Origin of the sequence: Paraburkholderia lebeckiae, from assembly GCF_050436325.1 — a bacterium.
Lineage (GTDB): Bacteria > Pseudomonadota > Gammaproteobacteria > Burkholderiales > Burkholderiaceae > Paraburkholderia > Paraburkholderia tuberum.
On sequence record NZ_JBNDLZ010000003.1, the window covers coordinates 3181873 to 3204261 of the forward strand.

Below are 22389 nucleotides of genomic sequence, written 5' to 3' on the forward strand. Positions count from 1 at the left end.
CGATGGCATGAGCGCTTCCTCCTCCGCATCTACGTCCGCGCGTCCGCTCGAACAGATCGTGTTCGACGAATGGCCCGCCAACGTGCGCGCGTTGTTCGACGGTTCGTCGCTTGCGGACAAGCAGGGCTTCACCGCGTCGCTACTGACCGTCGATGCGAACGGCCACGTGCGCACATCTCTGCTGAGCGTCGGCGAACTCTATGCGCCCGACTCGCGCACGCTGTGCGTCGCGCTATGGCCGCAGGCGCGCGCGACGCGCGCGATCGCGCAAAGCGGGCGCGCGGCGCTGAGCTTCGTCTGCGATGCGGCGTTCTATCAGGTGCAGTTGCGTGTCGCGCCGCTGCCCGGTGTTGCTGGCGACGACAGCGGCCTTGTCTATCTGCTCGGCTCGATCGACACAGCGGAGGCACAAAGCGTCCGTTATGCGCGCCTGACGGGCGGCATCACGTTCGAATTGCAAGGAGAGGGGAGTGTGGTGCTCGAGCGGTGGGAACGGCAGGTCGAGCATTTGAAGCAGGCTGCCGCCGCGAGCAGCCGTTAGTCTTCGAGCAGGAAAGCGCTAACGGCTGATGCGCGGGCAGCCTTTAGGCCGCGCGACGCTTAACGGCCACGGGCGCCGTTGCGCGACGGCTGCGCACCACGCGGCGCATCGTTGCGCTTCGCGCCGCCGCCGAGCAACGCGCCCGGATTGCCGTTGTGCGAACGATTGCCCTGCGGCTTGCGCGGCGCATGATTCGCGGGAGCGCCATCATGCGCGGCGGCACGCGGCCGATCGTCGTGACGCTGCGTATCGCGACGCGGCTGATTGCCATTGCCGGCCGGCTTCGCACCTTGTGGCCGCGGCGTGGGCTGAGCGTTCGACGCACGCTGGCCCGAACGCTGACCCGTGCCTTGTCCCGAACGCTGACCGGAGCCTTGAGCCGGCTTGGACGGTGCGCCACCACCAGCACCGCCGTCACGACGCACCGCACCTTGTCCCTGGCGCGGCGAGCGCCCGCCGCCGCCCTGCCCGCGTCGCAGGATCGGCTCCGGCTTCGCGGTCGGATCCGGCTCGAAACCGGCGATCACTTCCTGCGGGACCGGACGCTTGATCAGCTTCTCGATGTCCTTCAGCAACTGCAGTTCATCGACGCACACGAGCGACACCGCCTCGCCGGTCGCACCCGCGCGACCCGTGCGGCCGATGCGATGCACGTAGTCTTCCGGCACGTTCGGCAGATCGAAGTTGACCACGTGCGGCAACTGATCGATATCGATGCCGCGTGCGGCGATGTCGGTCGCCACCAGCACCTGCAGCGTACCGTCCTTGAACTCGGCGAGCGCGCGCGTGCGTGCCGACTGGCTCTTGTTGCCGTGAATCGCGAGCGCGCTGATGCCGTCCTTCGCCAGCTGCTCGGCGAGGCGATTTGCGCCGTGCTTGGTGCGCGTGAACACGAGCACCTGGGACCAGCTGTGCTGACGGATCAGATGCGTGAGCAACTCGCGCTTGCGGTCGCGATCGACCGGGTGAATCTTCTGCGCGACCGTTTCGGCCGTCGTGTTGCGGCGCGCGACTTCGATCAGCGCCGGCGAGTCGAGCAGGCCATCGGCGAGTGTCTTGATCTCGTCGGAGAAGGTCGCCGAGAACAGCAGGTTCTGGCGCTTCGGCGGCAGCTTCGCGAGCACGCGCTTGATGTCGTGGATGAAGCCCATGTCGAGCATGCGGTCGGCTTCGTCGAGTACGAGGATCTCGAGATGCGACAGGTCGATGGTCTTCTGCTGCATGTGATCGAGCAGACGGCCCGGCGTCGCGACGACGATATCGATGCCGCGCCTGAGCGCATCGATCTGCGGATTGATGCCGACGCCGCCGAACATCACGGTCGACTTCAGCTTCAGATACTTGCCGTAGGCGCGCACACTTTCTTCGACCTGCGCGGCGAGTTCACGCGTCGGCGTGAGGATCAGCGCGCGGACCACGCGCTTGCCGCCGGCGGCCGGCGGCATCGAATTCAGGCGCTGCAGGATCGGCAGCGTGAAGCCGGCGGTCTTGCCGGTGCCGGTTTGCGCGCCGGCGAGCAGATCGCCGCCGTTGAGCACGGCCGGGATCGCCTGAGTCTGGATCGGAGTCGGGCTGGTGTAGCCGAGTTCATTGACAGCGCGGACCAGCGGTTCGGACAAGCCGAGGGAATCAAAAGACATAAAAGCTCTTTGCAATGCAGTGTCGCGAACGGCCCCGCTGGGTCCAAAGGACCCCAACGCGGAAAAACCAGCGCGGAATCGACACGCCCGCATGGCGTGTTCGAGGGCCGAGGCCCGGTTCCGTTCACGGAGAAATCGGCGGCACGCTCACAGATGTGCCGAATGTTTCAACGCGCTATGCAGACACGTCGACTGGCCTTAAGTTGCAATTCGTCGCCGTGGAATGTCACGCGACATAGCGCGCGACACTGACGAATTGACACAGACTGCCCGCCAGTACGAACAGGTGCCAGATACCATGTCCGTGGCGGATGCGCTCGTCGTTGATGAAGAAATAGATGCCGACGCTATAGATGACGCCGCCGGCCACGAGCCACGCGGTCCCCGCGGCCGGCAACGCCTGCACCAGCGGGTGGACGGCTACGAGCGCGAGCCATCCCATCAACACATACAGCACCATCGACACGCTGCGGGTGCGTCGCCCGAGCGTGAGTTCCTGCACGATGCCGAGGGCAGCGAGCCCCCAGCTCACGCCGAATAACGACCAGCCCCACGGTCCACGCAACGTGACGAGCGTGAACGGCGTGTAGCTGCCGGCGATCAGCAGGTAGATCGCCGAATGATCGCATTTCTGCAGAATCGCCTTCAGACGCGGATGGCTGACGCTGTGATACAGCGTCGAGATCGCGTACAGCACGAACAGCATCGCACCATATACGGCGAAGCTGACGACCTTGTACGCGTCGCCGGCGAGCGCGCCCATCGTGACGAGCGCCGCCAGCCCCACCACCGACAGCACGGCGCCGACGAGATGGGTAATGCTATTCAAACGCTCACCGAAGGGCACAACTCTTTCCTCCTGCACGGTCCCGCGAGGGTGACCACCAACACAAACAGGCCCACATGATACCGGTCCTGAAAAAACGAAGGGCGCGGCCGCGAATTTCGCAGGCCGCGCCCGGGGTGCATCGAACCCTGCTTAGTCGAGCGGCGCCGAACGCAAATCGGCCACCTGCTGCGGCGACACGGCCGTGCCGTGGTTGCCCCAGGACATACGGATGTACGTCACGACCGCTGCCACTTCCTGATTCGACAGAGCTTGCGCGAACGGCGGCATGCCATACGGATGCGGGTTCCCCTCCGTGCTCGGCGGATAACCACCGTTCAGCACCATGCGGATCGGGTTGACCGCCGACGGCATCTGGATCGACTGGTTGTTCGCGAGCGGCGGGAATGCAGGCGGCCGGCCGAGACCGTTTTCCTCATGGCACTTCGCGCAGTTGTCAGCGTAGATCTTCTGACCTTGCTTCAGCAGTTCGCCGCCGAATTTTTCCGAGGTTTCGAGCTGCAGCGGTTCCGGTGCTTCGCTCTTCTGCGGAATCGTCTTCAGGTACGTCGCCATCGCGTTGATGTCTTCGGTCGACAGATACTGCAGGCTGTTGTGAACCACTTCGGCCATCGGACCGAACACCGCACCGCGGCTCGACACGCCGGTCTTGAGCAGGTCGGCGATGTCCTTGAGGTCCCAGTCGCCGAGGCCGGCTTCGCGGTTCGACGTCAGCGACGGCGCATACCAGTTCTGCAGCGGAATCAGGCCGCCCGCGAACGCGGCCGAGCTGACCGGGGCGCCCATCGCATTGATCGACGTGTGGCACATGCCGCAGTGACCAAGGCCTTCGACCAGATACGCACCGCGGTTCCATTCGACCGACTTGGTCGGATCCGGCTTGAACTCGCCTTCACGGAAGAACAGCGTGCGCCAGCCGATCAGCATGTTGCGCTGGTTGAACGGGAATTTCAGTTCGTGCGGACGGCTCGGCACGTTGACCGGCGCGACCGAGCGCAGGTACGCGTAGATCGCGTCGGAGTCCGCGCGCGTGACCTTCGTGTAGCTCGTGAACGGGAAGCCCGGATAAAGCAGGCTGCCGTCCTTCGAGCGGCCGGTGTGCATCGCGCGATAGAAGTCGTCCTGGGTCCACTTGCCGATGCCGTACTGGTCGTCCGGCGTGATGTTCGGCGTGAACATCGTGCCGAACGGCGTAGCCATGGGCAGGCCGCCCGCGAACGGCAGGCCGCCGCGCACCGTGTGGCAGGCGATACAGTCGCCGGCGCGGGCGAGGTACTCGCCCTTCTTGATCAGGTCGGCCTGGTCCGCGGGCGTTGCCGCCACGGCTGCGCCGCTGCTATGCAGATTGTCGCCGCCCGACCACAGGACGGGAACGAGTGCGGCGGCCGCGACCACGACGACTGCCGAGAGGGCGAACAAAGACTTGCGTTTCATTTGAATGTCTCTCCCGGCGCCTTATTGCGGTTCGCTGCCGCAGGCAAGCGGAGTCTTCAAGGAGCGGGCCGGAGCCGGCACGGGGTTTTGCGGAGCCTGCTGCATGGAAAGCCAGGCCGCGACGGCGTTCACGTCTTCGTCGCTGAGGCGCGTGGCGATGGTGTGCATGCAGTCCGGCGCGATCGCGCGACGCGTGCCCGAGCGCCATGAGCCCAGCTGCGCGCTGATGTAGTCGGCGTGCAGGCCGACGAGACCCGGGATTGCCGGTTCCATACCGGTCAGCGCCTTGCCGTGGCAGGCCGCGCAAGCGGGCACCTGCTTGTTCGCATCGCCGTGCAGCACGATCTGCTCACCGCGCGCGAGCGTGGCGGCCGAGACCGTCGGCTTGGCCGGCGTCGGATACGGCGGGCGCTGTTGCGAGAAGAAAGTGGCGATCTGATGCAGGTAGTCGTCGGAGAGATACGTGACGAGGTAGTTCATCGGCGGGTACCTGCGGCGCCCTTCACGGAAGTTCTGCAACTGATTGAACAGATATCCCGCCGGCTTGCCCGCGAGGCGTGGGAAGTAGTCGTTGTCGGTACCTTGCCCATGCGAGCCGTGGCAGGCCGTGCAGCCTTGCACGCGTGCTTCCATCGTGTCGGGGGCCTTCGGTTGAGTCTGCGCTTTCGCTGCGCTATAGACACCCGCGGTGCCGATCAACAGAAGGGCAAGCAACGGGCGGAAGAGGCGTCTTGAAGACACGCGTAACTCCATCAGAATCGGGGACCTGACCGAACTTCGGGCGGCTCGGTGTGAAGGACAGCCGTCGCTGCGGCGACGCAGCATTCTATCATCGAAGGGTAGTAGTGACTATTTGCCGCATTAGAGACGGTTCCAGGTGTGACCGCCATGCGACAGTGTGTCGCGTTATGCCGGTTTCGGACCTTGGTTGCGTCACGGATCGTGGTCGACGTCTTTGCCTCAAAAAACAATCACGGCGTCGCGGCCGCAAGCGTGATGCCGCGTGACGCATTCGATCAAGCCGGGTTGAACCGATCCCCGCGCGCACCATCGAAGCGTACACTTCCGGGCTCGCCGGCCGTCGTGCAGACGATGCGCCTTGCCGGCCCGGCTATGTTCCGTTCGTTCTCATCCGCTATCGGGCTATATGAAGCTATTCGATTTCTCCTCGTCGACGCTGCGAGCGTTGATGTCCGGCGCGGTGGCGCTGGCCATGTCGTCCACCGCGTTCGCGCATGCGCATCTGATCTCGAGCGTGCCGGCCGCGAACGCCGACGCCGTCGCGCCTACCGACCTGACGCTCCATTTCACCGAGCCGCTCGAGCCCGCATTCAGCAAGATCACACTCGCCGATGCAAACGGCAAGCCCGCGACGCCGGGCGCGTCGACGGTCGATAGCGCGGACGCCCGCGTGATGCACCTCGCGCTGCCTCAGTTGACGAGCGGCCGCTATGCGGTGCACTGGATCGCGGTGGCCACCGACGGCCATCGTACCCATGGCGACTTCGCGTTCAACGTCAAATGAACTTCGACGGACTGTGGATCGGGCAGGTCGCAATGGCCGCGCTCATGAACGTCTCGTTCGGCTTCGCCGTCGGCTCGGCGCTACTCGGCGCATGGCTCGCGAGGGACGGACTCCAGGGCACTTCACCGGCGCGTCCCGGCTCGATGCGCGCGCAACGCTCGATGCTCGCGGCCACCATCGTGCTGGTGCTCGCGGATCTCGGCTGGCTCCTGTATCAGGCGGCGTCGATGAGCGGTGTCGCGTTGTCCGCGGCGTTCGGCGTGGTGCCGACGGTGCTGACGCAAACGCATGTCGGCTATGGCTGGAGCGTCGCGTTCGGCGGCGCACTGGTGCTGCTCGGCACCGCGCTGAGCCATGGCACGGGCATGCTGCGCAATACGCTGCTGTGGCTCGCGGTGCTGGTGATCGCGGCGGGTAAGGCGTCGCTCGGTCATGCGGCCGATGCCGGCGTCGTGTCGGCCGCGATCGGCATGCAGACGCTGCACGTGCTCGCAACGAGCGTATGGGGCGGACTCGCGATGGCCGCCGGCCTGGCGGTGCTGCCGGCGCTCGGGGCATCCACCGCGCGGGGCATGCTGATCCGCACGGCGACCCAGGTGTCGAACGTGTCGATCGTCGCGGTCGCGTTGGTGTTGCTGTCGGGCGTCTTCAATGCGGTGCGCGACTCGGGCAGTTCGTTCGAAGCGATTCAGGCGAGCACGTGGGGTCATGTGCTGACGTTGAAGCTCGTGCTGGTCGCGCTCGCGCTGGTGCTCGGCGCGCTGAACCGCACATCGGCGCTGCCACGCCTGCGTCGCACCGCATCGACGATGGATGCGCACACCTTTGTCAACGTGATGTATCTGGAAGCGCTCGTGATGATCGGCGTGTTCGTCGTCGCGGCCGCGTTGTCACACACCGTGCCGGCGTTCGCTGCGCTCGGCTGAACGCGCGGCGCGGCATAGGCGATTGATCAATCGGCGATGGATGCGCGACGGCCGCGCGCGTCCATCGTGCGTCAGTTCTACGACAGCACCCGCGGATGCGCGCCGCGTAAAAAAGCGCCGCACTGCGAAGCCCGCTTACTCGAAGCCGAGGCGATGACCGAGAATCGGCGCGCAGAACAACGCGATCGCGCAGCCCGCGGCCTTGCCTTCGAGTTCGGCGCCGGCCGCGTGCGAGCCGACCATCTGCGTGAGCAGATCGAAGATCTGCGGCAGGCAGTACAGCACCGCCGCGGCGATAAAGCATTTCCCGACCACCGAGATGTTCCATCCGCGCTCGTACGCGAGCATCGCGCCGATGATGCGCAGCACGCCGAACGCAACCAGCGCGCCGACCGCCGCCTGTTCGCGGATCAGATAGTCGGGAAGGAATTCGCCCATGGTGCTCCTCGCTGCATGCGTTGTTGGCATGCATTTCAGCAAGGAGCAGGCCATACGTATGTCCGATACCGAACAAACGTCGCGAAAGCCAGGCGGGATAAGGCTCGGCGGGGAGTGATGCAGGTCGGGGCGGCAGCGCTCGAACGCCGGTTCGGGCCGCCTGGTCCGGGATGTTACGTTACTGCGACGGCCCGAGTGTCACGTGGCCCGCCGGCGGCATTCCGCCTGTTTCGTTCAGGTGTTCAGATCACCATTCGGCGACGCTGCCGTCCTCGTGACGCCACACCGGATTGCGCCAGCGGTGACCGACCTTCGCCATTTCGCGCACCTTCTCTTCGTTGACCTCGATGCCGAGTCCGGGGCCCTGCGGAATCGTCACGAAGCCGTCTTCGTACTTGAAGACTTGCGGATTCTTGATGTAATCGAGCAGGTCATTGCCCTTGTTGTAGTGGATGCCGAGGCTCTGTTCCTGGATGAACGCGTTGTAGCTGACCGCGTCGATCTGCAGACAGGTTGCGAGCGCGATCGGGCCGAGCGGGCAATGCAGCGCGAGCGCGACGTCGTAGGCTTCCGCCATCGCGGCAATCTTGCGGCACTCGGTGATGCCGCCCGCGTGCGACGCGTCCGGCTGGATGATGTCGACGTAGCCGCCCGACAGGATGTGCTTGAAGTCCCAGCGCGAATAAAGACGCTCGCCGAGCGCGATCGGCGTGTTGGTCTGATTGACGATGTCGCGCAGCGCCTCGGCGTTTTCCGACAGCACCGGCTCTTCGATGAACAGCAGCTTGTACGGGTCGAGTTCCTTGGCGAGCACTTTCGCCATCGGCTTATGCACGCGGCCGTGGAAGTCCACGCCGATTCCGATGTTCGGCCCGACCGCCTCGCGCACCGCCGCGACGTTGTTGATCACGCCTTGCACCTTGTCGAAGGTGTCGATGATCTGCAGCTCTTCCGAGCCGTTCATCTTGACGGCCTTGAAGCCGCGCTCGACCACCGCGCGTGCGTTGTTCGCGACATCGCTCGGACGATCGCCGCCGATCCACGAGTACACCTTGATTTTGTCGCGCACCTGGCCGCCGAGCAGCGCATGCACCGGCACGCCGTGATGCTTGCCCTTGATGTCCCACAGCGCCTGATCGACGCCGGCGATCGCGCTCATCGTGATCGGGCCGCCGCGATAGAAGCCCGCGCGGTACATCACCTGCCAGTGATCCTCGATCAACAGCGGGTCCTTGCCGATCAGATAATCGGACAGTTCCTCGACGGCCGCGGCGACCGTATGCGCGCGGCCTTCCACCACCGGCTCGCCCCAACCGACGATGCCCTCGTCGGTCTCGATCTTGAGGAAGCACCAGCGCGGCGGGACGATGAAGGTTTCGAGCTTGGTGATTTTCATGGTATGTGTCTCCGGTGTCGATCGAAGTTGGCGCTTTGGCGCTTACTCCGAACCCATGCAAAGCAGGTCTGCGGGCATGCAAAATTTCGGGGAATTCCATGCTACAACAAAACCGCATTAAAATACTATTAATAGTATTATTTGCCACATAGTGGTGAGATGTGGCCGACTTACCGCGCGCGTTGCGCGACGGGATCATCAACCGCGAGGAGAAAACCATTCCGCACGATCTGCACGGGCGAGTCGCCCAACTGCTGGCGACCGCGATTCTGCGCGGCGACTATGCGCCGGAGTCGATCCTGCCTCGCGAAGCCGAGTTAATGGAGATGTTCGGCGTGAGCCGCACGGTGCTGCGCGAGGCGCTGCGCACGTTGACGTCGAAAGGGCTGATCGAATCGCGGCCGCGCGTGGGTACGCGCGTGCGGGTCAAGTCCGCGTGGAATCTGCTCGATGCCGATCTGCTCGACTGGTATTCGCGCGTCGCCGAGCCGATGGCGTTCGCGCTCAAGCTGCAGGAAATGCGCGAGATGGTCGAGCCTTATGCCGCCGGCCTCGCAGCCGCCGCGCACACCGTCGACACGTTGGGTGCGCTTGCGGCCGCGCATACCGCGATGGTGGCGGCGCGCAACGTCGACGAATGGGTGCGCGCGGATCTGCAGTTCCACCTGTGCGTGCTCACCGCGTGCAGCAACGAACTGCTGATCCCGCTTGGCGCGCTGATCGAGCGCACGCTCGAGGCACAATTGCGGCTCAATGCGAAACGCGCCGATGTGTTCAACGCGTCGCTCGCCGAGCACACGGCGGTGTTCGACGCGATTCGCGCCCGCGATGCCGCCGCGGCGTACGCGGCGATGGCGTCATTGCTCGGCGTGACGCGCGGGCGAATCGAAGGCTGAGGCGGACGGCGTCAATCCATCGCCGCATGCGCGACCGACGCGTCCGGTGCCTTGTGCGACGGCCGGATCAGCAGCAACAGAGGGATGACCAGCAGCGTCGCCACGAACATCAGCTTGAAGTCGTTCAGATACGCGATCATCGTGGCCTGCTGCGTGATCGACGCATTCAGCGCCGCAATGTCATAGTTCGAGCCGCTGTTGAGCATCGACTGGAGCGCCGGATTGAACGCGGTGACGTTCGCAGCGAGGTCCGCGTGCGAGATCTGCGTGTTGCGCGTCATCAGCGTCTGCACGATCGAAATGCCGATACTGCTGCCGATATTGCGCATCAGGCTATAAGTCGCGGTGCCGTCCGCGCGCAGCTCCGGCGACAGCGTCGAGAACGTCAGCGTGGACAGCGGCACGAACACGAGGCCGAGTCCGAAGCCCTGGATCACGCCGGGCCACACGATGTCCGATGCCGATAGCACGATCGTGTACTGCATCATCTGCCAAAGCGCGAACGCCGAAATCAGGAAGCCGCAGAGCAGCAGCAGCCGCGCGTCGACGCGCTTCAGCAGCCGGCCGGCGATCAGCATCGCGACCATCGTGCCGGCGCCGCTAGGCGCGGTGACGAGTCCCGTGGTCGCGACCGGATAGCCCATCAGATTTTGCAGCATCGGCGGCAGCAGCGCGCGGGTCGCGTACATCACCGCGCCGATCACGAAGATGAAGAAGATGCCGGTCGCGAAGTTCGGGTCCTTCAATAACTTGTACTTGAAAAACGAGCGCTCGCCGACCGTGGCCGTGTGGACCAGAAAAAACGCGAAGCTGATTGCCGCGACGAGCGCCTCGATCACGATCTCGGTCGACGAAAACCAGTCGAGCTGCTCGCCGCGATCGAGCATCGCCTGCAACGCGCCGATCGCGAGGCCGAGCGTGATGAAGCCGAACGCGTCGAACTTCACGTCGTGTTTCGGCTCGCGCGTCGGCAGGAAGGTCGCGACGCCGAACAGCGCGAACGCGCCGATCGGCACGTTGATGAAGAACACCCAGCGCCAGTTGTAGCTATCGGTGAGCCAGCCGCCGAGCGTCGGACCGAGAATCGGCCCGACCATCACGCCCATGCCCCACACGGCCATCGCCTGGCCCTGCTTTTCGCGCGGGTTGATGTCGAGCAGGATCGATTGCGACAGCGGCACCAGCGACGCGCCGAAGATCCCTTGCAACAGACGCGACACGACGATCTGCGACAGCGTCTCGGAGAGTCCGCACAACGCGGAAGACACCGTGAAGCCGCCGATCGCGATCAGCAGCAGCCGCTTCACGCTGAGGCGATCCGCCAGCCAGCCGGTGAGCGGCGTGGCGATCGCGGCGGCGACGATATAGGAGGTCAGCACCCACGTGATCTCGTCCTGCGACGCGGACAGCGTGCCTTGCATATGCGGCAGCGCCACGTTGGCGATCGTGCTGTCGAGCGTCTGGATCAGCGTCGCAAGCATGATCGAGATCGTGATCATCGGCCGGTTGAGCAGCTCAGTGGCGCTCGCCGGCGTGGAGGCGGAAGACATGAACGATGGGGAGGACCGATATAGTAAGCATGCTTAGTATATCGTCAATACGGGTTGGCGCTATCGGGAGTTGTGCTGAGGATAGAACGCATACGCAGTCGCGCTGTACGCCGAAGCGCTTCCGTATAATTCGCGCATGAAAACCCAATTCGAAGAGCGCTTCGGCTTTCTGATCTCCGACGTCGGCCGGCTGACGGGCAAGCGTTTTGACGATCTCGCGAGGTCGTCGGTCGATCTGACGCGCGCGCAGTGTCGCGTGCTGGCCTATCTCGGCCACTACGGCGACATCAATCAGGCCCGGCTGGCGGATCTGCTCGAGGTCGCGCCGATCTCGGCGGGCCGGCTGCTCGACCGGATGGAGGAGGGCGGCTGGATCGAGCGGACCGCGAATCCGCAGGATCGCCGCGAGCGCCAGGTGCGCATGACGCCGAAGGCTGAGCGCACGCTCGGCAAGGCGCGTAAGGTCGGCGACGAGGTCGCGCTCGAAGCGCTCAATGGTTTCAGCGATGAAGAAGCGGCGCAGTTGATCGCGCTGCTGCAGCGGGTGCGCGGCAATCTGAGCCGGCTCGTGGATCGCTGAAGCGTCGCGGTGTTGGCGCGACGCCGAAGTCTTTCGCGCGAGCCGGGGCTACGTTGAGCTCGCGCTTCAAATCACGTTATTTGGATTCCGACGCCGGCGTGGCGCCGCTCGGCGGTACCAGCTCGTAACAGCCCGGCGCCACCGACGTTTTTGCTTTTGCATCCGGCTGTTGCGGATCGATGCATTTGAACGCGCTCTGATCGCGCTGCACGAAGATCGTGTCGGCGGGACCCTTGTTGACCACGGCGACAATCTTGTAGCCGTCCTGCAGCAGCGTCGCGAGCATGGTGGAACTGGCGCGCCATTGACTGTCGGCGGTGCTCGGCGTTTGAGCTTGTGCGATGAGGGCGGCGGTCGTGCCGGCGAGCGTGAGCGCAGTGGTGGTTGCGGCGAGCGCGACGGTGCGGAGCGTCATTAAGGAACCTCTCGAAGTTGCGACGGAATTGCGATTCTGGAAGGAAGCCTGTCAGGTCCTGCATCGTAGGCGCGCGTTAGAACCCCTAGAAGAGAACCTGCCAGGCTTGCTCGTGACGCTATTCTCTCAATAGAGGAGGTGCCAACAAAACCCGCGGCGCTTCACTGCCCATACCCTGCGACGCCGCTGCTCATCGTTCGTTCCATCAGAAACTCGCGCAATGCTCGCTGGCAAGCCATGCTCGCCATCCGCCAAACTCCGAGATATCGGTTCCCGACTGCACGCCATACGGCTCGCAGAGGAAACCGGAAACCCACGAACCGTCGACGAGTTCGACCTTCCCCAGAACCAGCGGAGAAGGAACGGTCGAAATAAACGAGCCGAACTCCGCGCTGGGCATTTCCCACACTTCGACAGCAATTTTTGCGCCGCCATCGGTGACGCGCCACAGACCTGGACGCCTCGTGCCGTCCGCCGACGCCGGCAGCGCCGACAACCGGTATTGCGCGGCAGTCTGAGTGGCCTGCAAGAGCCGCGCGCGTCGGGCAAGCAGATCGCGGTTGAGGGACAAACCTTGCATGTGTGCGCCGCAGACCGCGATCCGCATGCGATCGTGACTCGCCGCGCATCGTTCGCCGCGCGGCTCCGGCTCGACGGTTACGCCTCCGACGCAGTGCACGCCGCTCTTTCGTTGCAGCAGGTCGGCCACACCCAACAGATACTGGTCAGTGAACGCGCGGCCAAAGACGGTCACGCCCCAGGGCAGACCATTTTTCATGAAACCGGTCGGCGTAGCGACGGCGGCATAGTCCAGCAGATTCATGAAGTTCGTGTAATAGCCGAGCAGGGAGTTCGGACCAATGGGGTCGCGCTCCAACTCGTCGAGGGTCACGGCACGCGGATACGTCGGCGTCAGAACGAAATCGAGTGAATCGATCGACGCATCGCAGAGGGCCTTCAATTCCTGCAAGCGGTACTGCGCGCGAAACAGCTCGACCGCGCTCGCGCCGGGTGCCTTCGCCAACACGTCGCGAATGACGGGCAAAACCGCAGCGGGTTTCTGCGTCATCAACTCGCCCGCCACGCTGTAACGCTCGGCCACCCACGGCCCCTGATAGAGCAGATTGGCGGCCTCGACAAATGGCGTGAAGTCGATTTCGACAGCCTCGCCACCTGCTTCTTCGAGCAACGCGCGCACCTTCGCGAACAGCCCGGGGCTCTCGGAACAGCCGGCGAATTCCAGTTGCGCCGGCACGCCGAACCTGAACGCCGTGGGCTTGCCAAACGCGCGTGCCGTATTCCATTGCGGATTCGCGCGGCTGTAGGCATCGCGAGGGTCGGGATGCGCGCTCAACGCAAGCAACTCGCTCGCTTCTTCCGCCGTCGCCGTGAAGAACGTGACGCAATCGAGCGTGCGGCACGCGGGCACCACACCCGCGGTGGACAGCAGGCCTTTAGTCGGCTTGAGACCGACGAGATTGTTCAGCGCGGCAGGCACGCGACCGGAACCGGCCGTGTCGGTCCCGAGCGCGAAACTGGCGACGCCGAGCGCGACCGCGAGTGACGACCCCGCGCTCGAGCCGCCCGACGGATAGTCGGGATGCACGCTATTGCGACACTTGCCATACGGCGACCGGGTGCCGTTCAGACCGGTCGCAAACTGGTCGAGATTGGCTTTGCCGAGCGGTACTGCGCCGAGCGCGATCAATTGCGCAACGACGCTCGCCGATCGCGACGGCGTGTACGCGAACGCGGGGCACGCGGCGGTCGTCTGAATGCCGGCGAGATCGATGTTGTCCTTGATCACGAACGGAACGCCATAGAGCGGCAGGCTTTCGACCTCCTGCGTGTCGAGCCAGTCGAGGTAGGGCGCGACTTCATCTTCGGTCAGAAGATGGATGAACAGATTGAACGATGGATTGAGCACCGCAGCTTTTTCGAGCAGTTCAGCGACGAGCCTGCGCGGCGTGAGCGTTCCATCACGGTATGCGCAGCGAAGTGTCGGGAGGCGAAGATCGAATGACGAGAATGAAGACATGGTTTGCGTCCAGATAATTAGTGACGTTCGACGACGGCGACGCGTTGCCCCGCGCGCACGGGCGAACCCGGCGCCACGTAGATCTCGCCGACCGTTCCGGCGCACGGCGCACACACCGAGATTTCCATCTTCATCGACTCGATGATGAGCAGCACGTCGCCCGCGTCGACCGCGTCGCCGGTTTTCACCTTGACTTGCCAGAGGCTCCCCGCGATCTCGCTGTCCACGGCGACTTCGCCGTCGTGAAGCGGAGCTAACTGAGTGTCTTCGGTGACCGGCGTCTCTAACGTGACTTCCGAGGTGCCCGCTTCACGCCACCGCTCGCGCTCGGCCTGGAAGGCCGCCTGCTGCCTTGAACGGAACTGCTCGATGCTGGCGGATTCGCTAGCGAGAAACGCCTGATAGTCCGGCAACGAAAGCTCGGACTCTTCGATCCGCAACGGAAAACGCCCAAGCGGAAAGTCCGCGCGGATGCGCAACAGTTCGTCGGCCGATACTTCGTAGAAACGAATCTGGTCGAAGAAGCGCAGCAAATAATGCTGTCCGGCGAAATCCGCGACTTCGCGGTAGCGATTCCACATCTGCAACGTGCGGCCGACGAATTGGTAGCCGCCAGGCCCTTCCATGCCATACACGCACAGATAAGCGCCGCCGATGCCGACCGAGTTCTCCGCGGTCCACGTACGGGCCGGGTTGTATTTTGTCGTGACCAGCCGGTGACGAGGGTCGAGCGGTGTCGCGACGGGTGCGCCGAGGTACACGTCGCCGAGGCCCATTACCAGATAGCTTGCATCGAAGACGATTTGCCTGACCCCGTCGATGGAGTCGAGGTCGTTGATGCGGCGAATGAATTCGAGGTTGCTCGGGCACCACGGCGCGTTCTTGCGCACGGTGGTCATATATTTTTCGATCGCGAGCTGGCACGCGGGGTCGTCCCATGACAGCGGCAGATGAACGACCCGCGATGGCACGCGCAGATCCTTGTGCAACAAGACCTCGTCCCACGCCCGCGCGACGATGTCGAGCAACCTGGCGAGCGGCAGATCCTCGGGCAGATAGTGGATCTGCAGCGAACGGATGCCCGGCGTGAGATCGATGACGCCAGTCAGATGCTGCGCTTCGAGGGACTGCATCAGCGCATGTCCGCGAAACCGTGCCACGAGATCGAGCTCCGCTGGACCGATTTCGAGCAGCAGATGTGTGTCGCCGGATACACGTGCGACGAGTCTGTCGCGGTCCGCCCCGGTATCGAGCACGATCGGCGACGTCAGCGATGCTCTTCTTTCGCTCGGCGCACCCGGCGCAATCTCGAGGCTCTCCAGTTCCCGACCACGCTCACGCGCAGCCTCACGCGCTTCTTCGACTTCGACGGGCGCGAAGCGGATCTTGTCGCCTGCTTTCAACTGGCCGATCTGCCAGAGGTCCGCCTCGATGATCGTCACCGGACAGACGAAGCCGCCGAGACTCGGGCCGTCGGGTCCGAGAATCACGGGCATGTCGCCGGTGAAGTCGACGGCGCCGATCGCGTACGGATTATCGTGAATGTTCGACGGATGCAGTCCAGCCTCGCCGCCGTCCTCGCGCGCCCACTCGGGTTTCGGTCCGATCAGGCGCACGCCGGTACGGCTGGAGTTGAAGTGAACCTCCCACTCGGTGTCGAGCAACTGCGCGATATAGCGGGCGCTGAAGTATTCGGGTGCGCCGTGCGGGCCATAGATCACGCGAAGGGTGCGCACGCCGTCGAGCGTCGGCGCGTTGACGAGCGCCGCGCCGGCCTGCGCATCGTCGAGCGGATAAAGATGCAGCACGTCGCCCGCGCGGATCGCGCGGCCGCCATGTCCGCCGAACTGGCCGAGCGTAAAGGTGCTGCGGCTGCCGAGATACAGTGCGACGTCGAAGCCGCCGCGCACGCACAGATAAGCGCGCGCGCCCGCGCCGCGTATCGTGCCGAGCGCGAGCGTCGAACCCGCCGGCACATGGAGGCTCGTGTTCAGCGGCTGAGCGACATCGTCGAGCAGCACCGGAATCTGCGCGCCGGTGATGGCGACCACGGCATCCGTGTTGAAGCGCAGCGTCGGCCCGCTCATCGTGACTTCGAGAGCGGCGGCGTCGGCCGCATTGCCGAGCAGGCGATTGCCGAGCCGCATCGCCCGGTCGTCCATCGGCCCCGACGGCGGGACGCCGACTGCCCAGTAGCCCAGGCGGCCGGGATAGTCCTGCACCGTCGTCTGCGTGCCGCCGCTGACGACTTCGACCGTGCTGGCCCGATACCTGAGCCCTTCGAGACATCGAGTCCACGGTTCGCCCGACGCAAACGGCCGGTCGCGCAGAATCTGGCGCAGATAGTCGCGATTGGTCTCGACGCCGTAGAGGCGGGTGTTGCACAGCGCATCGTCGAGCGCATCGCGCGCTTCATCGCGAGTCGGCGACCACGCGATCACTTTCGCGAGCATCGGGTCGAAGTACGGCGGCACCTCGCAACCTGCCTCGATCCATGTATCGATGCGCAATGCGCGCCCGTCAGCGTGCGGAAACGCGACATCGGTCAAGAGGCCCGGACTCGGTTTGAAATCACGCCCCGGATCTTCCGCGTAGAGTCGCGCCTGGATCGCGTGCCCTCGCGGCGTTAGACTCGCCGCCAGCTCCTTCAGCGGCGCGAGCGTGCCGGCCGCCAGTTCGATCATCCAACGCACGAGGTCGACGCCCCACACCTGTTCGGTGACGCCGTGCTCGACCTGCAGACGCGTATTGACTTCGAGGAAGTAGAACTGTTCGGCAGCGCTGTCGTACACGAATTCGACGGTGCCGGCGGAGCGATAGTCGACGGCTTTCGCGAGCTTGACCGCTGCCTCGCCGAGCGCGGCCTGAATGCCGTCCGGCAGGCAAGGGGCGGGAGTTTCCTCGAGCACCTTCTGATTGCGCCGCTGCACCGAACAGTCACGCACGCCAAGCGCGAGCGCGTCGCCTTTGCCATCGCCGAATACCTGCACTTCCAGATGCCGCGCCCGTTCGATGTACTTCTCCAGAAACACGCCGGCATCGCTGAAATTGTTCTCGCCGAGGCGCTTCACGGCATCGAAATGGGCGCGGAGTTCGGCGGCGTTCCAGCACACCCGCATGCCGATGCCGCCGCCGCCCGCGGTGCTCTTCAGCATCACCGGATAGCCGATGCCCTGTGCCGCCGCGAGCGCCGCCGGCAAGTCCGCGAGCAGCCCGGTGCCTTCGAGCATCGGCACCCCTTCGTTGGCCGCGATTTCGCGGGCCGTGTGCTTGAGGCCGAATGCGCGAAGCTGCGCGGGTGTCGGTCCGATGAACGCGATGCCGGCCGCTTCGCAGGCTTCGCCGAAGGCCGCGTTCTCCGATAAGAAGCCGTAGCCAGGATGGATCGCCTGCACGCCTTCGCGACGCGCAATCGCGAGGATCTTGTCCACGTCGAGATAAGTCAGCGCGGCCGGACCCTCGCCGAGCCCATGCGCGACAGGCGCTTCGCTGACGTGGCGGCTCGCTCGGTCGGCTTCCGCATAGATGGCGACGCCGGTGACGTCGAGTTCGCGCAACGTCCTGAGAATGCGGCACGCAATAGCGCCGCGATTGGCGATCAGAATCTTCTCGAACATGGAAGGGTGTGTTGATTCGGAGGCGGGCCGTCCCGCCGTGGGAATGGCCGGCCGTGGTCGTCCACGGCCGAAGTCGCGTCAGCGATGCGTCTGGGTCAGTTCTTCGCGCGTACGGCTGAAGTACCGGCCCGAGCGAACCAGCATCAGGAGAAAAAGCCAGTGGCGGATGCGCTTCAATTCCATATCAGCAGCTCCGCGGGCGTCGGGTTGTAGGCGTTGCACGGATTGTTCAGCTGCGGGCAGTTGGAGATCAGTACGATCACGTCCATCTCCGCGCGCAATTCGACGTATTTGCCCGGCGCAGAAATGCCGTCTTCGAAGCTGAGCCCGCCCGTGGCCGTGACCGGCACGTTCATGAAGAAGTTGACGTTCGCGCCGATGTCCTGCTTCGACAGGCGGCCGTCGTGAGCGCAGGCACGCAGGAAGTTGTCGCGGCAGCTGTGCATGTAGCGCTTCTCCAGTGCGTAGCGCACCGTGTTGCTCTCCTGCGCGCAGGCGCCGCCGAGCGTATCGTGGCGGCCGCACGTGTCGGCGACGATCGTCAGCATCGGGTTGCCGAGGTTCGAGTACAGCACCGAGCCCGTCGTCAGGTAGAGGCTCTTTTGCCGGCGCAACGTGCGTTGAGGGTCGAAGCGCTCGCGCGGATCGGCGAGGCTGTAGAACAGCGTGTCGACCGCCTGGTTGCCTTCGAGATCGACGATGCGCAGCGTTTGCCCGGCCTTCACCTCGTGAAGCCACGGCTCGCCCGCGGCGAGTGTCTCGCGATAGACCGAGGTTTCCGGACGTTTGTCGCTGACGATAAGCGTGCTGGTCATAAGCGTGGCCTTCGCTCAAAGAAAGAAGCGTTCTGTGTTGATGAAACCGCGTGCGTTCTCTTCGCATGCGGTGCGGCAAACTTCGGCGACCTCGGGCCGCGCGTCGCTCAATTCGAGCTTGACCGGCCTCGGTGCGTACTCGGGGTTCGGGTCGAGCGGGTGCTGGATCGCGGTGAGCACGACGAGTGTGTTCATCGGTGCGTAGAGCTCGACGTGGTTGCCGGCTTTTGAGTTTCCTGGCAAGAAACTGAGAACGCCGTCGTCGCTGACATCGACACGGCTGAACAGATTGAGCGTCATCAGCAGGTCAGTGATGCCGAGTCCCCACTTGCCCATTTCGACGAGCAGGTTGTCCGTGCCGTTGCGATAGAACGCGTTGCGCAGCTCCTGGTAGCGGCCTGCGCCGTATCGTTCGCGGACCTCGCCGGCATTCGACACACCGCCGATGCTGTCGTGCCAGCCACAGGTATCCGCGACGATCGCGGCAAGCACGCGGCCCATGTCGGAGTACAGGCAGTGCCCGACCGTGAGCCTGGCCGTGTGCTGGCACTTCAACGAATCTGGCAGATTGAGCCGTTCGCTCTTTTCCGTCGCATTGACCATCATCACGCTGACGTTCGCGCCGCCGCGCAGGTCGGTAACGCGCAGCGATTGACCGCGCTTGACGATCAGCGATGTATGACCGCCACCTGGAACGGTTTCTTCAAGCAATAAGGTCGTATCTGAGTTCATACCTGAGTTCCCTTCAGTCGGAGACCAGTTCGATATGCGATGCGCCTCGCACGGCTGCCTCGGCGATATGCACGGCGGACATGGAATCGCGGCTATGGTCGAGCGGAATGTTGTAGGTGATGCGCGCGCCATAGGCGCCCGGCGCCTGCGGGTCGACGCGCACCTTGTCGAAAACCAGCACGCGGCTTCCCAACGTGAAGCCTTCTTTCAGGTCATGCGTGACCATGAAAATCGTGAGCTTCGCTTCGCGCCACAGGCCGGAGAGCAGCTCATGCATGTCCTTGCGGATGCCGGGGTCGAGCGCGCCGAACGGTTCGTCGAGCAGCAGCACGCGAGGCTTCATCGTCAGCGCCTGCGCGATCGCGAGGCGTTGCTGCATGCCGCCCGACAACTGCTGCGGAAACTTGTTCAACGCAGCGCCCAGCCCGACCCGCTCGAGCATGGCCGCTGCCTCGTCTTGCGCCACGCGCCGACGGGCACCGAATAGCCGGCCGGTGAACTTTGCTTGTGGAAGCTCCAGCCCCAGCATCACGTTGCGCAACACGCTCAGATGGTCGAACACCGAGTAGCGTTGAAACACGACGCCGCGATGTCTGTCCGGTTCGGCGGGCAGCGGTTTGCCGTCCAGCAGGATCTCGCCGCGCGTCGCGCGCTCCTGACCCAGCAGCAGGCGCAGAAACGTCGACTTGCCGCAGCCGGACGCGCCGACCATCGAACAGAACTCGCCTTCCTTGACGGTCAGATTCAAACGCTCGAGCACGACCTGGTCGCCGTATTCTTTCCAGACGTTGCGGACTTCGATCATCGCGCGCCTCCGTACCACGGGAAGCACCATTGCGTGATCCGGCGCAGCAGTTCGTCGGTGAGCCATGCGAGCAGCGTGATCCACGCGACGTACGGCAGGATCAGATCCATCGACAGATAGCGGCGCACGAGAAAGATGCGGTAGCCGAGGCCATCGGTCGACGCGATCGCTTCGGCGGCGATCAGAAAGAGCCACGCCGCGCCGAGAGAAAGACGCGTCGCCACTAGCAGACGCGGCAGCAGTTGCGGCAGCACCAGACGCAGAATCAGCGTCCAGCTGGTGGCGCCGAGCGTCTGCGCCTTGACCCACAGCTCGACCGGAATCTCGCGGGCGCGAGCATGCAGATCGCGAATGATCACTGGCGTGATGCCGACGACGATCAGCACGACCTTCGACAACTCGTCGAGCCCGAACACGATGAACAGGACCGGCAGCACGGCCAGCGGCGGCACCATCGAGATCACGGTGATGAATGGCGAGAGCGTCGCGCTAACGAGCGGCAACGAACCGGTCGCGATTGCAGCCACCAGTGCGATCACGGCACTGACGACGAGGCCGATGCCGAGCCGCCGCAAGCTCGACAGCGTGTCGGTCCACAACAGATACTCGCCGGTGCGCTTGTCCTCGGTGAAGGCGGCCGACTTCACCGCGTCGCTCATTTGCGCCGCGCTCGGCAGCAGCTTGTCATCGGGATTGAGCGAGAGTCGCATCGAGGACCCGGTGAAGTAGACCGCGAACAGCACGACGAACGGCAGCAGAAGCAGCATCAAGCCGCCGATCCGGCTCGGATGTCGATTGACGAGTCGCATGGTGAGCGCCTGGTTGGAAAGCTGGGATGCGAGCCCGCGATAGCGAGCCCGTGGCGAGTGCCTGGACGGTCCGTGTCAGAGCTTGCCCGCGGCCGCCATCGCGACGTAGGTCGGATCGAAACGCAGCTTGACGTTGTTCTTGTTGCCGACGACGACGCCCTTGTCGAACGCCATGCCGACCGCGTCCGCGCTCTTCGCGTCCTGGCCGAGCAGGCCGTGATCGAAAGAGAACTTCGCGACGCGCGTCATGATCTTCGGCATGTCGGCGCTAGTGACGAAGTCGAGCGCCGCTTGCGGCGAATAGAAGAGGGCGGTCGTCGAAAGTTGGCCCTTGAAGTTGGCGAGGTCGGTGCCCGAGGCCTTCGCCATCGCGGTCAGCGCGGACGTGCTGGCCGCGGAGTCGGTGTGCATCAGCGCGACCATTTCGAACCATGCACCGGTCAGCGCCTTGCCGAGGGCGGGGTTCTGCTGCAACGTCTTCGTGTTGACGACCATCATGTCCATGATTTCGCCGGGGATCTTGCTGGAGTCGAACACTTCGCTGACGTTCGGCTGCGATTTCAGGTCCGCGAGCATCGGATTCCAGGTGACCGCGTTGTGAACCGTGGGGGTCGCGAATGCGCCCGAGATGTCGGCATCCGAGGTATTCACGACCTTGAGGTCGCGCTCGCTCATGTGAGCGCTTTCGAGCGCGCGTGCGAGCAGGTAGTGGGAGACGGAGAACTGCACGAGGTTGATCTGTTGGCCCTTCAGGTCGGCGATCTGCTTGCCCTTGCCCTTCATCAGCACGCCGTCGTTGCCGTTCGAGTAGTCGCTGACGATCAGGGCCGTCGAATCCACGCCGCCGGAGGCGGGAATCGTGAGCGCGTCCATGTTGGTCATCGCGCAGCCGTCGAACTTGCCGGCCGTGTACTGATTGATGGACTCGACGTAGTCGTTCAGCTGCACGACGTCGACATTGATGCCGTATTTCCTGGCCCATTTAGACACGATGCCCTGGGTTTTCGCTTCACCCCATGGCATCCAGCCGGCGTAGATGGTCCAGCAGACCTTGAAGTCGTTGCGGCCTGCGGCGAACGTGGGGCTCGAGGCGAAGGTGGCGAGGGAGACGGCGGCAATGCCAAGACAGCGAACGAGCTTGAACATGGGTTGACCTCGGAGGGGACGGTTAGCGACGGCAGGGAGCAGCGCAAACATCGCGTTCTCTCCCGGGCTTTTGTCCCGCCGTGTAACCTCGCCTGAGGTCGACAGCTCTCGGACCAGCACCTGCGTGAAGCAGGCCGGAACCCTAGCCGTCCATTTCCAGATTGTTTGTCGAACCGGAGGTTGCGCCGGCTCCTTGCGCGCTCTTTAAAGCGGGAAGTGTGCCAGGGGCCATACCGCGG

General features: G+C 64.4%; 20 protein-coding genes and 1 riboswitch. Of the genes, 5 read left to right on the plus strand and 15 right to left on the minus strand.

Annotated elements, in window-relative coordinates; translation table 11 throughout:
* The first annotated feature begins 7 nt into the window (after window positions 1–7).
* Complete coding sequence (locus OKW44_RS32675) at window positions 8–541, plus strand: hypothetical protein (RefSeq protein WP_018421748.1); 534 nt, start codon at window positions 8–10, stop codon at window positions 539–541.
* A 59-nt stretch (window positions 542–600) separates the two neighbouring features.
* Here the strand turns inward: OKW44_RS32675 and OKW44_RS32680 are convergent, their stop codons facing one another.
* The 4 genes from OKW44_RS32680 to OKW44_RS32695 all read right to left on the minus strand — a co-directional run bounded on the left by OKW44_RS32680 (window position 601) and on the right by OKW44_RS32695 (window position 5215).
* Window positions 601–2181, minus strand: a complete 1581-nt coding sequence (locus OKW44_RS32680) for a DEAD/DEAH box helicase (RefSeq protein ID WP_018421747.1) — start codon at window positions 2179–2181, stop codon at window positions 601–603.
* A 226-nt stretch (window positions 2182–2407) separates the two neighbouring features.
* Complete coding sequence (gene trhA / locus OKW44_RS32685) at window positions 2408–3028, minus strand: PAQR family membrane homeostasis protein TrhA (protein ID WP_035471054.1); 621 nt, start codon at window positions 3026–3028, stop codon at window positions 2408–2410.
* A 132-nt stretch (window positions 3029–3160) separates the two neighbouring features.
* The gene (locus tag OKW44_RS32690; protein ID WP_018421745.1) at window positions 3161–4462 is read right to left on the minus strand and encodes a c-type cytochrome; all 1302 of its coding nucleotides are present in this window, start codon (window positions 4460–4462) and stop codon (window positions 3161–3163) included.
* A 21-nt stretch (window positions 4463–4483) separates the two neighbouring features.
* Window positions 4484–5215: a c-type cytochrome gene (locus OKW44_RS32695; protein ID WP_035471052.1), complete on the minus strand. Its 732-nt coding sequence runs from the start codon at window positions 5213–5215 to the stop codon at window positions 4484–4486.
* Between the two features lie 394 nt (window positions 5216–5609).
* Here OKW44_RS32695 and copC point away from each other — a divergent pair, with 394 nt between their 5' ends.
* Window positions 5610–5987 carry a copper homeostasis periplasmic binding protein CopC gene (gene copC, locus OKW44_RS32700; RefSeq protein ID WP_018421743.1) on the plus strand — a complete coding sequence of 126 codons (378 nt, stop codon included), beginning with the start codon at window positions 5610–5612 and terminating at the stop codon, window positions 5985–5987.
* Window positions 5984–6913 carry a CopD family protein gene (locus OKW44_RS32705; protein WP_018421742.1) on the plus strand — a complete coding sequence of 310 codons (930 nt, stop codon included), beginning with the start codon at window positions 5984–5986 and terminating at the stop codon, window positions 6911–6913. The genes copC and OKW44_RS32705 overlap by 4 nt, the downstream gene beginning before the upstream one ends.
* Window positions 6914–7048: 135 nt before the next feature.
* Here the strand turns inward: OKW44_RS32705 and OKW44_RS32710 are convergent, their stop codons facing one another.
* Both OKW44_RS32710 and dgoD read right to left on the minus strand, forming a co-directional pair.
* Window positions 7049–7351, minus strand: coding sequence for a hypothetical protein (locus tag OKW44_RS32710; protein ID WP_018421741.1), 303 nt, complete (start codon window positions 7349–7351; stop codon window positions 7049–7051).
* Window positions 7352–7598: 247 nt separating this feature from the next.
* Window positions 7599–8747 (minus strand): galactonate dehydratase, encoded by a 1149-nt coding sequence (gene dgoD / locus OKW44_RS32715; protein WP_018421739.1) that lies wholly within the window; start codon window positions 8745–8747, stop codon window positions 7599–7601.
* Window positions 8748–8908: 161 nt separating this feature from the next.
* Here dgoD and OKW44_RS32720 point away from each other — a divergent pair, with 161 nt between their 5' ends.
* The gene (locus OKW44_RS32720; RefSeq protein ID WP_429412217.1) at window positions 8909–9643 is read left to right on the plus strand and encodes a FadR/GntR family transcriptional regulator; all 735 of its coding nucleotides are present in this window, start codon (window positions 8909–8911) and stop codon (window positions 9641–9643) included.
* 11 nt (window positions 9644–9654) lie between these two features.
* Here OKW44_RS32720 and OKW44_RS32725 read toward each other — a convergent pair whose 3' ends face one another.
* Entirely contained in the window at window positions 9655–11193 is a 1539-nt protein-coding gene (locus tag OKW44_RS32725; protein ID WP_026226029.1) for a DHA2 family efflux MFS transporter permease subunit, read from the minus strand.
* 136 nt (window positions 11194–11329) lie between these two features.
* Between OKW44_RS32725 and OKW44_RS32730 the strand changes: the two genes are divergently transcribed.
* Complete coding sequence (locus OKW44_RS32730) at window positions 11330–11773, plus strand: MarR family winged helix-turn-helix transcriptional regulator (RefSeq protein ID WP_018421735.1); 444 nt, start codon at window positions 11330–11332, stop codon at window positions 11771–11773.
* A 76-nt stretch (window positions 11774–11849) separates the two neighbouring features.
* Here the strand turns inward: OKW44_RS32730 and OKW44_RS32735 are convergent, their stop codons facing one another.
* The 8 genes from OKW44_RS32735 to OKW44_RS32770 all read right to left on the minus strand — a co-directional run bounded on the left by OKW44_RS32735 (window position 11850) and on the right by OKW44_RS32770 (window position 22150).
* Entirely contained in the window at window positions 11850–12188 is a 339-nt protein-coding gene (locus tag OKW44_RS32735) for a hypothetical protein (RefSeq protein ID WP_018421734.1), read from the minus strand.
* Window positions 12189–12393: 205 nt separating this feature from the next.
* Window positions 12394–14226, minus strand: coding sequence for an allophanate hydrolase (gene atzF / locus OKW44_RS32740; RefSeq protein WP_018421733.1), 1833 nt, complete (start codon window positions 14224–14226; stop codon window positions 12394–12396).
* A 17-nt stretch (window positions 14227–14243) separates the two neighbouring features.
* Complete coding sequence (uca, locus tag OKW44_RS32745) at window positions 14244–17843, minus strand: urea carboxylase (protein ID WP_018421732.1); 3600 nt, start codon at window positions 17841–17843, stop codon at window positions 14244–14246.
* A gap of 173 nt (window positions 17844–18016) precedes the next feature.
* On the minus strand, window positions 18017–18658 hold the full coding sequence (locus OKW44_RS32750; RefSeq protein WP_018421730.1) for an urea amidolyase associated protein UAAP2: 642 nt from the start codon (window positions 18656–18658) through the stop codon (window positions 18017–18019).
* Window positions 18659–18673: 15 nt separating this feature from the next.
* Entirely contained in the window at window positions 18674–19390 is a 717-nt protein-coding gene (locus tag OKW44_RS32755; protein WP_018421729.1) for an urea amidolyase associated protein UAAP1, read from the minus strand.
* 13 nt (window positions 19391–19403) lie between these two features.
* Window positions 19404–20195, minus strand: coding sequence for an ABC transporter ATP-binding protein (locus tag OKW44_RS32760; RefSeq protein WP_018421728.1), 792 nt, complete (start codon window positions 20193–20195; stop codon window positions 19404–19406).
* On the minus strand, window positions 20192–21004 hold the full coding sequence (locus OKW44_RS32765) for an ABC transporter permease (protein WP_018421727.1): 813 nt from the start codon (window positions 21002–21004) through the stop codon (window positions 20192–20194). The genes OKW44_RS32760 and OKW44_RS32765 overlap by 4 nt, the downstream gene beginning before the upstream one ends.
* 75 nt (window positions 21005–21079) lie before the next feature.
* Complete coding sequence (locus OKW44_RS32770) at window positions 21080–22150, minus strand: putative urea ABC transporter substrate-binding protein (protein ID WP_018421726.1); 1071 nt, start codon at window positions 22148–22150, stop codon at window positions 21080–21082.
* 57 nt (window positions 22151–22207) lie between these two features.
* Window positions 22208–22307, minus strand: a riboswitch (guanidine-I (ykkC/yxkD leader).
* Between the last annotated feature and the right edge of the window lie 82 nt (window positions 22308–22389).